Source organism: Pedococcus sp. P2_E2 (assembly GCF_056403955.1).
This window is the reverse complement of record NZ_JBFUEM010000003.1, coordinates 247,359-260,595: the sequence shown is the minus strand read 5'-3', so window position 1 is coordinate 260,595 and position 13,237 is coordinate 247,359. Positions and strand designations below refer to the sequence as shown.

The window sequence follows — 13,237 nt, the reverse complement described above, 5'->3', positions numbered from 1 at the left end:
CTAGTTGGTCGCTGCCGCCTTGGCCACGAGGGTGGCCGTGAGGTTCAGCTGCTTCCCGTTGCGCAGCACCGTGAGGGTGACCTTGTCGCCGACGGCGCGTTCGCGGATGTTCGCCACCAGCGAGAGGGCGGAGTCGACCCGCTCGGAGTTGACGGCGATGACCACGTCGCCCTTCTGGAGGCCGGCGGCGGCGGCCGGGGTGTTGGCCGAGATCGCGGTGATCTCGGCGCCGGCGCGCTGGCTGGTGCCGTCGGAGGCCGTGCCGTCCCCGGGGGTGACCCCGAGGAAGGCGTGCTCGGCCTTGCCGGAGGAGATGAGCTGCGACGCGATGCTCTTGGCCTCGTTGGCCGGGATGGCGAACCCGATGCCGATGCTTCCGCTCTGGCTGCTGCTCGACGAGCCGAGGCTGGCGATGGCCGAGTTGATGCCGATCAGCTGGCCGGACGCGTTGACGAGGGCGCCACCGGAGTTGCCCGGGTTGATCGCCGCGGATGTCTGGATGGCGTTGGTCACGACGGAGTCGCCGTCGCTGCTGGTCTGGGGCTGCTGGTCCTGGCCGGGCAGGCTCTGGCCGAAGGGATCCTGCTGCTGCTGCTGCTGGCTGTTGTCCTCGGCTGCTGTGGTCACCGGGCGGTTCAGGGCGCTGACGATCCCTGTGGTGACGGTCCCGGCGAGGCCGAGCGGGTTGCCGATCGCCATGACCGGGTCGCCCACCTTGAGGTCGTCGGAGTTGCCGATCGCGATCGGCTTGAGGTTGCTCGGGACGCTGCTCAGGGTGATGACGGCGAGGTCCGTGCTGGGATCGGTGCCCGCGATGGTGGCCTTGTAGGTGCGCCCGTCGTTGAGGGTCACCGTGATGCTCGCGTTCGAACCGGCGCCGCTCACCACGTGGTTGTTGGTGAGGATGTGGCCCTTGGCGTCGATCACGACGCCTGACCCCTGTCCTTCGCTCTGACCGGACTTCACGGTGATGGCGACGACGCTCGGGGCGACGGCAGCCGCGGTGGCCGTCCAGTTGGGGTTGGTGGCGTCCGCCTGGACGACTGGACCGGCGTCCGCGCCGCGGCCCAGGGTCGACGTGTTCGCAGTGGAGGAGGACTGCGAACCGTCGCCCAGCTGGACCGCGGCGTAGGTGCCGCCACTCGCAAGGAGGGCGGCGAGCGCCGCGACGGCGGTGAGTTCCGTCAGTCGACGCCGTTTGCCCGGCTGGGCAGGCTCTGCCCCGTCCCGAGTGGGAAAGGATGGGGGCGGCCCAGCCGGAGTCTGTGAGAACGGCGGGTATGCCGGGTGGGCACCCGCCGCGGGAAGTGTGGGATTTCCTGCGACGCGCGGAAGGCCGAGCGCCGCATGGTCGCGCGGGAGCTCCTCGGTGCGGTCCTCCGGGGTCGTGATTCCCTGCGTCTGACCGAACCAGACCGGAGCCGTCGGCTCGCCCTGGGCGGGAGCGTCGTGGGTTGGAGCTGCCCACACCCGGTCATCGTGCGATGCCGTCGGCTGCTGGGGACGCTGCCCGCCGTCACCGGTGGTGTCCGGTCGGGTGTCCGGGTGGATCTGGGTCATGACGATCGCGCTCCTTGGTGTGGCTTGGTGACCCTGAGTCAACCTGCCCAACGTCAAGGGGTGCTGGGCGCTGCCTGAGAGTTCGCTGTGGGCAGCTCCACGATGAACGTGGCGCCGCCGCCGGGGGTCTGGGCGACGCCGATCCGGCCCTGGTGCGAGTTGACGATCGCCGCGGCGATGGCCAGCCCGAGGCCGTTGCCCCCACCAGTCCCACGAACTCGGGACGGGTCGGCGCGGTAGAACCGCTCGAACACCTTGCGGGCCTTGTCGGGATCGACTCCCGGCCCGTGGTCGCGCACTTCCATCACGATGTGCTGATCGGACTCCCTTGTGCCCACAGCAATTTCGAGAGGTGAGCCACTCGGGGTGTGGTTGAGGGCGTTGGAGACCAGGTTGGCCAGGAGCTGGCGCAGCTTGGCGTCGTCGCCGGGCACCACGGTCGGGCCCAGCGGCCCGGACAGCCCGGACACGGCGATCTGGCGGGTGGGGTCGATGGCGCGGGCGTCCTGTGCGGCATCGACCGCGAGCACCGTGAGGTCGACGGGCGCGAAACGCAGCGGTCGCTGGTCGTCCAGGCGAGCCAGCACGAGCAGGTCCTCCACCAGGCCGCCCATCCGGGTGGCCTCGCCCTCGATCCGCGTCATCGCACTGGCCACGTCCGCCGGGTCGCTGACCGCGCCCTGGCGGTAGAGCTCGGCGTAGCCCCGCACCGCCGCGAGCGGGGTGCGCAGCTCGTGCGAGGCGTCCGCGACGAACTGTCGCATCCGCTCCTCGGAGGCCTCGCGGGCGGCGAAGGACTGCTCGATCTGCGCGAGCATGACGTTGAGCGACCGGGCCAGCGAGGTGACCTCGTCCTTGGCGGTGCGCATCGGGATGCGGCGGGCGAGGTCCCCATCGGCGATGGCGGCGGCGGTGTCCTCGATCTGGCGCAGCGGACGGAAGGCCCGCTGCACGGCATACCACCCTCCGATGGCGCAGGCGACGAGGACGGCGAGGCCGATGAGCAGTTCCACGAGGACGAGGCGACGCACGGTGTGGCTGACGCTGGACAGGGGCACCGCCACGATGAAGGTCGCCGAGTCGTCCCTGAGGTTGCCCGCATAGGCCCGCCACTGCCCAGATCCGTTGCGGCTGCCGATGGTGAAGGCCTCCAGCGACGTGACCCGCGGGTCGTCGAGGGCGAGCGTGTCCGGGACACCGGGGCGGGTGAGGGCGCCGGTGGGGTCGATCTCGACCGCAGGGGTGCCATCCGTGGGGTAGAAGACGACCGCGTAGCCGCTGGGAAGGCGGTTGCGGGTCGGGGCGCGCAGCGTGTTCAGCGCTTGCTGGGCAACGGTCGGCGAAGCGCGCTTGAGGTCGTCGTCCACGCGGCTCATCAGGTCGCGGCGCATCAGGGCCGCAGTGGCCGCGGCAGTGAGGGTGAGCGCCAGCAACAGCAGGACGAGCATCACTGCGATCAGGCGCACCCGCAGCGGGAGCAGCTCCAGGCGCCCCTTGGCCCGCTCCACGGCCAGCTGCGCGGGGCGGCTCGGGGCCGGCGGGGGAGGTGGTGGCGTGCCCGTGGGCGCGGGGCTCGTCGGAGCCGTCATCTACGCCTCCGGCGGCTTGCGCAGCACGTAGCCGACGCCGCGCTTGGTGTGGATCAGCGGCGGCACCCCGTCGAGGTCGATCTTGCGGCGCAGGTAGGAGATGTAGGACTCGACGATGCCGCTCTCGCCGCGGAAGTCGTAGTCCCAGACGTGGTCGAGGATCTGCGCCTTGGACAGGACCCGGTTGGGGTTGAGCATGAGGTAGCGCAGCAGCTTGAACTCGGTGGGGGAGACGTCGATCGAGCGACCGCCCCGGCTCACCTCGTGGGAGTCCTCGTCGAGCTCGAGGTCCTCGAAGCGCATCGAGGCCCCCTCGTCCACCTCGCCGCGGGTGCGCCGCAGCACCGCGCGGATCCGGGCGACGACCTCCTCGAGGCTGAAGGGCTTGGTGACGTAGTCGTCGCCGCCGACCGTGAGCCCCTTGATCTTGTCGTCGACCGAGTCGCGCGCGGTGACGAACACGATGGGCAGCTGGCGACCGGTGTCGCGCAGCTTGCGGGTTACGGTGAAGCCGTCCATGTCAGGGAGCATGACGTCGAGGACGACCAGGTCGGGCTCGTGGACGGTCGCGAGGTGAAGGGCGGTGGCGCCGTCGGCAGCGACGTGCACCTCGAAACCTGCGAAGCGCAGGGAGGTGGCGAGGAGCTCGCGGATGTTGGGCTCGTCCTCGACGACGAGGAGGCGTGCCTCGGGTTGCACAGTGGTCACGCCTCAGTGTCCGTGCAGAGTCTGGGAGTTTCCTGTATGCCGTCTGGGCGAGTCAGGTGTCAGGCGGTGTGCTGCGCCGCCCCTCCCGCCGCGACGTGTTGCTCTGGGGTGGTCATGATGGGGCGGATTTCGGTGTTCGTGACCACGACGCGGCAACAAGTGCTGGAGGCCCGCGACGTGTTGCTCTGGGGTGGTCATGATGGGGCGGATTTCGGTGTTCGTGACCACGACGCGGCAACAAGTGCGGGGCGGTGGTGCTTGCTGTCGCCGACCAACCCGCTCGGCGATCGCGTGGTGCCTCAGGTCAGGCGGTGGCGTCGACGTCGTCGGCGTCGACGATCCGGTAGGCGTAGCCCTGCTCGGCGAGGAAGCGCTGGCGGTGCGCGGCGAACTCGGCGTCGACGGTGTCGCGCGACACGACGGTGTAGAAGTGGGCGGTGCGGCCGTCGCCCTTGGGGCGCAGCACCCGGCCGAGGCGCTGGGCCTCCTCCTGGCGGGATCCGAAGGTGCCGGACACCTGGATCGCGACGCTCGCCTCGGGAAGGTCGATCGAGAAGTTGGCGACCTTCGACACCACGAGCAGGTTGATCTCGCCGACGCGGAAGGCCTGGAAGAGCTTCTGCCGTTGCGCGACCGGTGTCTCACCGGTGATGACGTCGGCGTCGAGCCGCTCCGACAGCTCCGCGAGCTGGTCGAGGTACTGGCCGATGACCAGCGTGGGTTCACCTCGGTGCTGGTTGACGATCCGCTCGACGACGGGGTTCTTGACCGGGCTGCACGAGGACAGCCGGTAGCGGTCCTCGGGCTCCGCCACGGCATACGCGAGGCGGTCGGCGTCTGGGAGCGTGACGCGCACCTCGACGCAGTCGGCGGGGGCGATGTAGCCCTGCGCCTCGATGTCCTTCCACGGCGCGTCGTAGCGCTTGGGGCCGATGAGGGAGAACACGTCTGCCTCCCGGCCGTCCTCGCGCACGAGGGTCGCCGTGAGCCCGAGTCGACGACGGGCCTGCAGGTCCGCGGTCATCCGGAAGATCGGGGCCGGGAGCAGGTGCACCTCGTCGTAGATGATCAGGCCCCAGTCGCGGGCGTCGAGCAGGTCGAGGTGGGTGTAGACGCCCTTCCGGCGGGTGGTGAGCACCTGGTAGGTCGCGATGGTGACCGGGCGGATCTCTTTGCGGGCACCGGAGTACTCGCCGATCTCGTCGTCGGTGAGACTGGTGCGCTTGAGCAGCTCGTCACGCCACTGCCGCGCCGAGACCGTGTTGGTGACGAGGATGAGGGTGGTCGCCTTGGCCACCGCCATGGCGCCCGCGCCGACGAGGGTCTTACCCGCCCCGCACGGCAGGACGACAACGCCTGACCCGCCGTGCCAGAACCCGTCGACCGCCTGCTGCTGGTAGGGCCGCAGCGACCAGTCCCGGTTGTCGAGGTCGATGGCGTGCGCCTCGCCGTCGACGTAGCCCGCCTCGTCCTCGGCCGGCCAGCCCACCTTGAGCAGCTCCTGCTTGAGGTGACCGCGCTCCGAGGGGTGCACGATGACGCGGTCAGCGTCGAGACGCTCCCCGATCAGCGGCTTGATCTTCTTGTGCCGCAACACTTCCTCGAGCACCGGCCGGTCAGTGGTGCGCAGCACGAGGCCGTGCTCGGGGTCCTTCTCGAGCGTCAGCCTGCCATAGCGGTCCATCGTGTCGGCGACGTCGACGAGGAGGGCATGCGGCACGGCATACCGGCTGAAGGTGATGAGGGCGTTGACCACCTGCTCGGCGTCGTGACCCGCGGCGCGCGCGTTCCACAGGCCCAGCGGGGTCACCCGGTAGGTGTGGATGTGCTCGGGCGCGCGCTCGAGCTCGGCGAACGGGGCGATCGCCCGCCGCGCCTCCTCGGCGCGGGGGTGGTCGACCTCCAGGAGCAGCGTCTTGTCGCTCTGGACGATCAGGGGGCCATCAGGCATGACCTAGTACGACGAGTCGTAGGTCGTGGTGCCACTCGTCACCGCGAACGCGATGACCAGGCCGATGGCGATCACGGACAGCGCAAGCCCTACGCCGAAGGCGACCCAGCCCCACTTGGTGTACTTGGCCGATGCGGTCGGGTCGTCCTTCTTGGTCGCGGCGACGATGCCGAAGACCAGCGCGACGATGCCGAAGCCGCAGCCGAGCGTCGTCAGGCCCGAGACGACCAGGAGGGCGATGGTGTTGCCACTGAGCGACCGCGGCGTGGCGTAGCCGGGGGCGCCGTAGCCGGGAGTGCCGTACGCCGGGGCGCCGTAGGCCGGGGCGCCATAGGGCGGGGCGCCGGCGTAGCCGCCCTGCGGCTGACCCTGGGTGGGGAGCTGCTGACCCGCGTAGGGGTGCGGCTGCCCCGCGCCGGGGGCGCTGGCGTAGGGGTTGACCGGAGGGGACGGCGCGCCGGCACCCGCCGAGGGCACGCCATACGGGTTCTGGGGAGCGGAGCCGGGCGGCGGACCGTAGGTGGGTTGGCCACCCGGCGCGACGGCGGGGGGCGCGGGCGGTGCCGGCTGCGACGCGGGTGGGCTGGCCGAGGTGGCCGGCGCCGGCGGGATCGGGGGGACTTCCTGCGTCTGGTTGGTCTCGATCGGCGCGGTGTAGTCGCTGGACGTCGTCGCGTCGCCGGAGGCGGTCGTGCCGCCCGACGTGCCATCGTCGCTGGAGGTGCTCGCGTGGCTGGAGGTGCTCGCGTCGCTGAGGGTGCTGTCGTCGCTGGGCGCCGTGGGGTCGCGGAACTCGGGGGTCTCGTCGTTGCGTGGTGTGTCGCTCATCATGCGTCCCTTCGGGCGTCGCCTGCGTTCGGGTGCAAATCTAACCCCTGCCGCGGGGGACCGTTCCCCAGTCCGGGAATGGCAGGATCAGACCGTGACCATCGGACTGCCCCAGCGCGAACCGGACCCGGAGCTGCCGAGCCGGGTCACCATCTACGAGGTCGGTCCGCGCGACGGTCTGCAGAACGAGAAGGCCGTCGTCCCGGCTGCCGTGAAGGCGGACTTCATCCGCCGGCTGGCCGCCGCCGGGCTCGAGACGATCGAGACGACGTCCTTCGTCCCGCCGACGTGGGTGCCGCAGCTCGCCGATGCCCGTGAGGTGCTGGCCGACCTCGGGGACCTCGGCCGCGGCCCGCGCCGACCGGTGCTCGTGCCCAACGAGCGCGGTCTCGACAACGCGCTCGAGGCGGGCGTCGGGGCGGTCGCGATCTTCGGGAGCGCCACCGAGACGTTCGCCCGCAAGAACCTCAACCGCACCGTTGCCGAGTCCGTCGAGATGTTCGCGCCCGTCGTGGCGCGGGCGAAGGACGCAGGACTGTGGGTGCGCGCCTACGTCTCGATGTGCTTCGGCGATCCCTGGGAGGGACCGGTCCCCGTCGAGCAGGTGGTCGACGTGTCGCAGCGGCTGATGGACCTTGGAGCCGACCAGCTCTCCCTCGGGGACACCATCGGCACGGGCACGACCGGGCACGTGAGTCGCCTCCTCGACGCCTTGGACGCCAAGGGGATCGGTGCCGACCGGGTCGGCGTGCACTTCCACGACACCTACGGCCAGGCGCTCGCCAACACGATGAGGGCGCTGCGTCACGGGGTCACCGTGGTCGATGCGTCCACTGGTGGGCTCGGCGGCTGCCCCTACGCCAAGAGCGCCACCGGGAACCTCGCCACCGAGGATCTCGTGTGGGCCCTGGACGGGGCGGGTGTCGAGACCGGAGTCGACCTCGCGGCCCTCGTCGAGACGAGCGTCTGGATGGCCGGCCACCTCGGGCGACCGTCACCGTCCAGCGTCGTGAGGGCTCTCGCCGGCGGCTGACGGCGGCCTCGCATCAGCCCTGCACGGCCCCGGTCACGCGGTGGATCGACAGGGTGCGGGCAGCTCCGTCCGCGGTGCCGTGCACCCGGCCACCCTCGACCCGGTCGGGGTAGAAGAGGATCCGCTGGGTGCGCCCGTCCGCGTCGGAGTAGCCCAGCCAGACCGCCTGCCGGTCGGCTGCCGCATCGCGCAGCACCGCGAGGGTCGTGGTCGGGTCGGTGCTCGGCAGGCTGGGTCCGGGCCTGCTCGCCACCTGCTCGCGCTGGTATGCCGCGGCCTCCTCGCCGGCGCGCAGCGCACCCACCATGGTGGTCACGAGCTCGTCGTCGAGGGCTTGCGCTGTCACGGGGGCGGGCCGCCGCTGCAGCGGCGTGCGGTGCTGCCCGGTGGTGGGCACGATGATCCCGCCGTCCGGTGTCTCGGCAGCAGGCGCGAAACCGTTGTCGCGCAAGAAGTCCAGCACGGTCTCGGCGGCCACGGGCGACACGAGGATGGTTGGGGCGATGCTCCGCAACTGGAGCGGTGACAGCTCCCTGTCGGCGATCATGGCGCCCAGGGTGGCCTCGTCGTCGCAGCGGATGTAGGCCCGCATCGCACCGACCCGTGCCTGCCCGTGCCTGCGGGCGACATCACGGATCAGGTAGTCCAACGGCTGGGGGACGGGGGTGTGGCTCGCGTCGGTCAGGGCTCCGAGCACCTGGTCGACAGACCACCCGGCGTCCAGGCACCTGCGCACCGAGTCCTGGTTGAACCGGTACACCGTGGCACCACCGCGTGACTCGACATCGGCTACGAGTCGCATGAAGGTGGCCAGCCCCCCGGCCAGCGGGCCGGGCGCGATGGCGGTCAGGTCGGCCTGGAGGAGGACGTGCTCGATGGGCTCGGGCAGGTGCGGTTGCATCGCGGCGGCGAGCTCGGTGTCGGCTCGCCCGGCCAGCAGGGCCCGACCCGCGGTGGAGATGGCGCCGCGGCCGGTGACGCCCAGCCACTCGGCCTCACCGAGCACCGCGGCGACGACCGTGTCGAGGCTGGCGGGCACGCGTCGCGGCCGCTGCCAGCTCAGGGCGGTGCCCACACTGCCGCGCTCGGGGGCCAACCCTGCCGGCGCGGCGGCGAGCTGCTCGAGGACGTCCTTGCGCAGGCCTCGGGCCGGTGGCCAGTGGGCATCGGGCCCGAGGGCGTTGACCGTGCCGGACGCGCCGGCGGGCGTCGTGCCCACGAGGTGCGGGGCGCGGGTCGTGAGCAGCCAGGCGCGGGCGAGCACCGCCCAGCGCTGGTCACCCGGGTGCTGCTGCCACTCGTCGTAGGCGGGGGTGGGGGCCCAGGACGGGTCGAGCGAGCCGTCGTCCGCGAGGAGGCCGGCGGCATACGTGAGCTCGGCGACGAAGGCCGCACGGCCCTCGTCGACGTCGAGCACGGAGGCGAGCCGCTTGAGGTCTCGCACCGCCAGGCCGCCGGAACGAAGCACCCTGGGTGGGCGAAGTCCCCACTCTGCGGCGAGCTCGTCGACGAGGGCGAGCAGGTCGGTGACCTGCTGGCCGGCCGCGGCGTCGACCTCGGCACCCGCGCGGGGCTGACCCTCGAGGGCAGGCGGCTGGAGCGCCGGGGTGGCATGGCTGCGGCCTTCACGCAGGGCCAACGCCACCTCGCGAGGCAACACCAGCTGGTCGGCCGACGGGGAGAAGACCAAGTGGTGTTCGAGCAGCCACCGCGCGCCCTCGGCCAGCCGGTCCGGCGTGCCCGGGGGGAGGACGGCCAGCGGGGGACCCCAGGTCAGCCGGTCGAGGATGGCGCGGGCTGCCGGCGGGGCGTCGGCGAGCAGGGTCGGGACCTGCGCCGGCGATGGGACGTCGACGAAGCTGTCGGCCGCTCGAGGACCGAGCCCGGCCGGGTGGGGGAGAACCTCGCCGACCGTGCGGGTCACCCGCAACCCCTCGGGGCTGCGCCACAGCAGGGCGAGCGTCCAGAGGTCGTCCAGGACCGGCTCGATCTCCCCGGTCGTGACGCCGAGCAGGGCACCGACTGCCCGGGTGTCGAGCGGCGACGTGGCGGCGACGGCGGCTTCGAGCACCTGGAGGTGGGCCAGGTCGAGCGAGTCCACGGCCCGCTGGACACTCGCGCGGGTGCTGGCCCGGGCGGCGAGGGACGACAGGTCGGCGGGCGCGGGCCGGGCCAGGTCCTGTCGACGTCGCAGAAGGGTGGCGAGCTGGTCGTCGGTCCGCTCCCGCACGTCGTCGGCCATCGACCGTGCGGTCGAACGGGACGAGGAGATGGCGGCCACCGCACCACGGTAGTCGTCCGAGGAAGGTCCTCCGGACTCTCAGCCGTTTCCCATGCCACGCACAGGCTTGACCTGCACACTTGTGACAACGAGAGGACGCACCATGTCTGAGCCCACCGAACCCACCAAGCCCCGCACGCCCAAGGGGGCAGCCAAGCAGCCCGGGGATCCTGTCGCGCCGGGTCCGGGACCGGAGACGGCGAGCGTGCCTCCCGCGCCCACCCAGCCACTGCCCGCCGTCTCCGCGGCAGAAGGAGCCGGTGCTGCCGGACCGGGTGCTCCGGGTGGCGCTGGGGCCGGGCACGGCGGTCCGGGAGCCCCGGGTGGCTACGCGCCCGGCGGTCCACCGCCGAGACGACCGGGTCTGTGGCGTCAGGCGACGTCCACGACCGGTGGGACCATCGCCGTGATCGTGGCCGGCTGCCTCGTCGCCCTGATGGTGCTCGCCCTCGTGGGCGTGGCAGGACTCGTCGCCGTGCGCGCCATCGGCCACGACGGCCACGCGAACCGGATGGAGCGAGTCGGGGACGGGCGCGTGCTCCCGCCCGGGCAGCAGAAGAAGCTCGACCGGCTCCCGAAGGCGCCCGAGGCCCCGCGCGGACAGCGCAACGGGCAGGGTGGCAACGGCATGGGCAACGGCATGGGCAACGGCCTGGGTCCTCTCATGCGCGAGGCGATGGGGCTCGGCAACGTCCAGCACGGCGAGTTCACCCTCGAGGACAACGGCAAGACCACCGTCATGACGCTCCAGCGCGGTGAGGTGACCAAGGCCAGCTCCACCTCGATCACGGTCAAGAGCGCCGACAACTTCAGCGCCACCTATGCGGTCGGCGCCGACACCCGTGGCCGGGCCACCACCGTCCAGGTCGGCGACTCGGTCCTCGTGGTCGCCGAGAAGACCGGTGCCAAGGCGGTCCTGGTGACCGGAACCCGCAACTGATCGTCCGCGTCCCTCGGACGAGCCCGCGCGTAACGCCGCCGCTAGCGTGGGCGACGTGACATTTCCCAGTGGTGAGCAGTGGACCCTTCGGCGCGGACGGCAGGAGGCGACCGTCGTCGAGGTGGGTGGCGGCCTGCGCACCTACCGCGTGGACGGCACCGACATCGTGGCCGGCTACGCGGACGACGAGGTATGCCGCGCCGGCCGCGGTCAGGTGTTGATGCCGTGGCCGAACCGGATCCGCGACGGGCTGTACTCCTTTGCCGGCGAAGACCACCAGCTCGGGCTGACCGAGGCGGTCCTGCGCAACGCCAACCACGGGCTGGTCCGGTGGGCCGTTTGGCAGCTGCACTGGCACAACGACGACTGGTCGGCGCTCACCGTGCGGACCCGACTGCACCCCCAGCCCGGCTGGGACGGCATCCTCGACCTGAGCGTCAACTACGTCCTCGACGAGGAGGGCTTGACCGTCAGCGTCCACGCCACCAACGTCGGCGCGACTGCGGCTCCGTTCGGCTTCGGGGCGCACCCCTACATCGCCCTCGGTGACACTCCGCTGGCCGAGGTCGAGCTGGCCATTCCCGCAGCCCGCGAGGTGCTGGTCGACGACCGGCTGATCCCGACCGGCACCGCACCCGTGGGTCCCGATCTGGACTTCCGGACTGCTCGCGAGCTGGGCGCGACCGAGCTGGACACCGCGTTCACCGACCTGTCGCGGTCCACGACCTCCGGAGCCTGGGAGGTCGTCGTCGGCGGGCTCGAGAACGGCGAGGTGACCGTGTGGGGCGACGAGTCGCTGAACTGGGTGCAGGTGTTCACGGCCAAGGGCCGGGACACCGGGGTCGACGGGGTCCGCGGCATCGCCGTCGAACCCATGTCGTGCCCCGCGAACGCCTTCAACTCCGGCGAGGGACTGGTCGTCCTGGAGCCGGGTCAGTCCTGGTCGGCCCAGTGGGGCATCGAGCCAGCCGTGCTCAGCTGACGGCGCCTGCGCCCGCTGCTGGACCCGTGGGCGCAGGATCGTCCTGGAGACCGTGTGGACCCGTGGGCGCCGGATCTTCCTCGAGGCCGTTGACGAGCGGGGTGATCCTGCGTTCGACCGCGAAGGCCAGCACCACCATGAGCGCGCACCCCACGACGATCATGGCGATGAAGGCCGCCGACCAGCGGTGGTTCAGCATGAAGCCGGCGACCACGGGGCCCAGGATCGTGCCGGCCTGGAAGGCGCCCGCGTTGACGGCGTTGTAGCGGCCGCGGAGGTGGTCGGGAGCCATGTCGTTGGTGATGGCCGGGATGGTCGGCTGGAGCAGGGTCTCGCCGAGGGCGAAGGTCGCGTGGAAGGCAAGGACGCCGGCCGCAGCCGCGACGCTCCCAGGAGCGAACCCGGTCAGCCCGAGGACCACCCACGCCAGGGCCCACAGTGCAGACATGCCGATCAGCACCCGAGTACGCCTGCGTCCGGTGATGCGCTTGAGGACGTAGAACTGCAGGCCGACGATGACGGCCGTGTTGACGGCAAAGGCGAACCCGATGACGCTCGTCGACACCTGGCTGACCTGACGGGCGAACGCGGGGAAGCCGGCCTCCATCTGGCCGTAACCGATGAACACCCCGAGGAAGGTCAGCAGCGTGACCCACACGACCGCGGGGTTGCGCAGGATCGTGAGGTAGGAGCCCGCCGCTGCCGTCTCGCCCTCGGGCTTCTCGGCGCGACCGTGGACGTGGCGCAGGGGCCCGAGGAGCAGCCCGATCGGCACCAGCATCGACACTGCGTCGGCCAGGAAGATCACGGTGAACGTGGACGGGTTGGCCACGTCGGCGTAGAGGCCGCCGATCACCCCGCCCAGTCCGATGCCGAGGTTGACCAGGGCGAAGTTGATCCCGAAGTACTGCTGACGCGCACTCCCGGTCGTGATCGCCGCGACGAGGGCGTTGAAGGCAGGCCAGGACACCCCGAAGTTGAACCCGAGGAAGACGAAGGCCAGCGCCACCACGAGCGGGGTGGTCGCGAACGCGAGGATCACGCAGCCGACGATCTGGGCCCCGGTGCCCCACAGCAGCATCCGGCGCGCCCCGAGCCGGTCGGTCAACGCGCCACCCGGCCCCGTGACGACGAGTGCGACCAGGGCGATGAACGCCATCAGCAGGCCGGCCAGGTCGAGCGAGATGCCTCGGACCTCGTGCAGGTAGATCACCGTGAACGGCAGCGTCAGCCCGCGACCGAGGGTCTGCACCGCCACGGTCGAGAGCAGCCACCGGCCCTCGACCGGCAGCTCCGCCCAGAACTGGCGCAACCCGGGCTGGCTCGACGTGGACGACTCACTCACCGGACGATCCTCCCGCACTC

10 protein-coding genes are annotated in these 13,237 nt (G+C 71.5%); 3 read left to right on the top strand and 7 right to left on the bottom strand.

The window, feature by feature from the left end; genetic code table 11:
- The 5 genes from AC1DWR_RS09495 to AC1DWR_RS09475 all read right to left on the bottom strand — a co-directional run bounded on the left by AC1DWR_RS09495 (nt 1) and on the right by AC1DWR_RS09475 (nt 6,636).
- Nucleotides 1–1,560 carry a S1C family serine protease gene (locus AC1DWR_RS09495; RefSeq protein WP_477615821.1) on the bottom strand — a complete coding sequence of 520 codons (1,560 nt, stop codon included), beginning with the start codon at nt 1,558–1,560 and terminating at the stop codon, nt 1–3.
- Nucleotides 1,561–1,613: 53 nt separating this feature from the next.
- A complete protein-coding gene (locus AC1DWR_RS09490; protein ID WP_477624320.1) occupies nt 1,614–3,149 on the bottom strand; it encodes a sensor histidine kinase in 1,536 nt (511 codons plus the stop codon).
- On the bottom strand, nt 3,150–3,857 hold the full coding sequence (locus AC1DWR_RS09485) for a response regulator transcription factor (protein ID WP_477615819.1): 708 nt from the start codon (nt 3,855–3,857) through the stop codon (nt 3,150–3,152).
- 304 nt (nt 3,858–4,161) lie between these two features.
- Entirely contained in the window at nt 4,162–5,808 is a 1,647-nt protein-coding gene (locus AC1DWR_RS09480) for a DNA repair helicase XPB (protein ID WP_477615818.1), read from the bottom strand.
- A gap of 3 nt (nt 5,809–5,811) precedes the next feature.
- Nucleotides 5,812–6,636, bottom strand: coding sequence for a hypothetical protein (locus tag AC1DWR_RS09475; RefSeq protein ID WP_477615817.1), 825 nt, complete (start codon nt 6,634–6,636; stop codon nt 5,812–5,814).
- 100 nt (nt 6,637–6,736) lie between these two features.
- On the opposite strand from AC1DWR_RS09475, the gene AC1DWR_RS09470 reads away from it, so the two are divergent.
- Nucleotides 6,737–7,669, top strand: coding sequence for a hydroxymethylglutaryl-CoA lyase (locus AC1DWR_RS09470; RefSeq protein ID WP_477615878.1), 933 nt, complete (start codon nt 6,737–6,739; stop codon nt 7,667–7,669).
- Between the two features lie 13 nt (nt 7,670–7,682).
- On the opposite strand, the gene AC1DWR_RS09465 is transcribed toward AC1DWR_RS09470, so the two are convergent.
- Complete coding sequence (locus tag AC1DWR_RS09465; protein WP_477615816.1) at nt 7,683–9,950, bottom strand: helicase-associated domain-containing protein; 2,268 nt, start codon at nt 9,948–9,950, stop codon at nt 7,683–7,685.
- Between the two features lie 103 nt (nt 9,951–10,053).
- On the opposite strand from AC1DWR_RS09465, the gene AC1DWR_RS09460 reads away from it, so the two are divergent.
- Nucleotides 10,054–10,890, top strand: a complete 837-nt coding sequence (locus AC1DWR_RS09460) for a hypothetical protein (protein ID WP_477615815.1) — start codon at nt 10,054–10,056, stop codon at nt 10,888–10,890.
- A 55-nt stretch (nt 10,891–10,945) separates the two neighbouring features.
- Nucleotides 10,946–11,872, top strand: coding sequence for an aldose 1-epimerase family protein (locus AC1DWR_RS09455; RefSeq protein ID WP_477615814.1), 927 nt, complete (start codon nt 10,946–10,948; stop codon nt 11,870–11,872).
- Here AC1DWR_RS09455 and AC1DWR_RS09450 read toward each other — a convergent pair.
- Entirely contained in the window at nt 11,865–13,217 is a 1,353-nt protein-coding gene (locus AC1DWR_RS09450) for an MFS transporter (RefSeq protein ID WP_477615813.1), read from the bottom strand. The genes AC1DWR_RS09455 and AC1DWR_RS09450 overlap by 8 nt on opposite strands.
- Between the last annotated feature and the right edge of the window lie 20 nt (nt 13,218–13,237).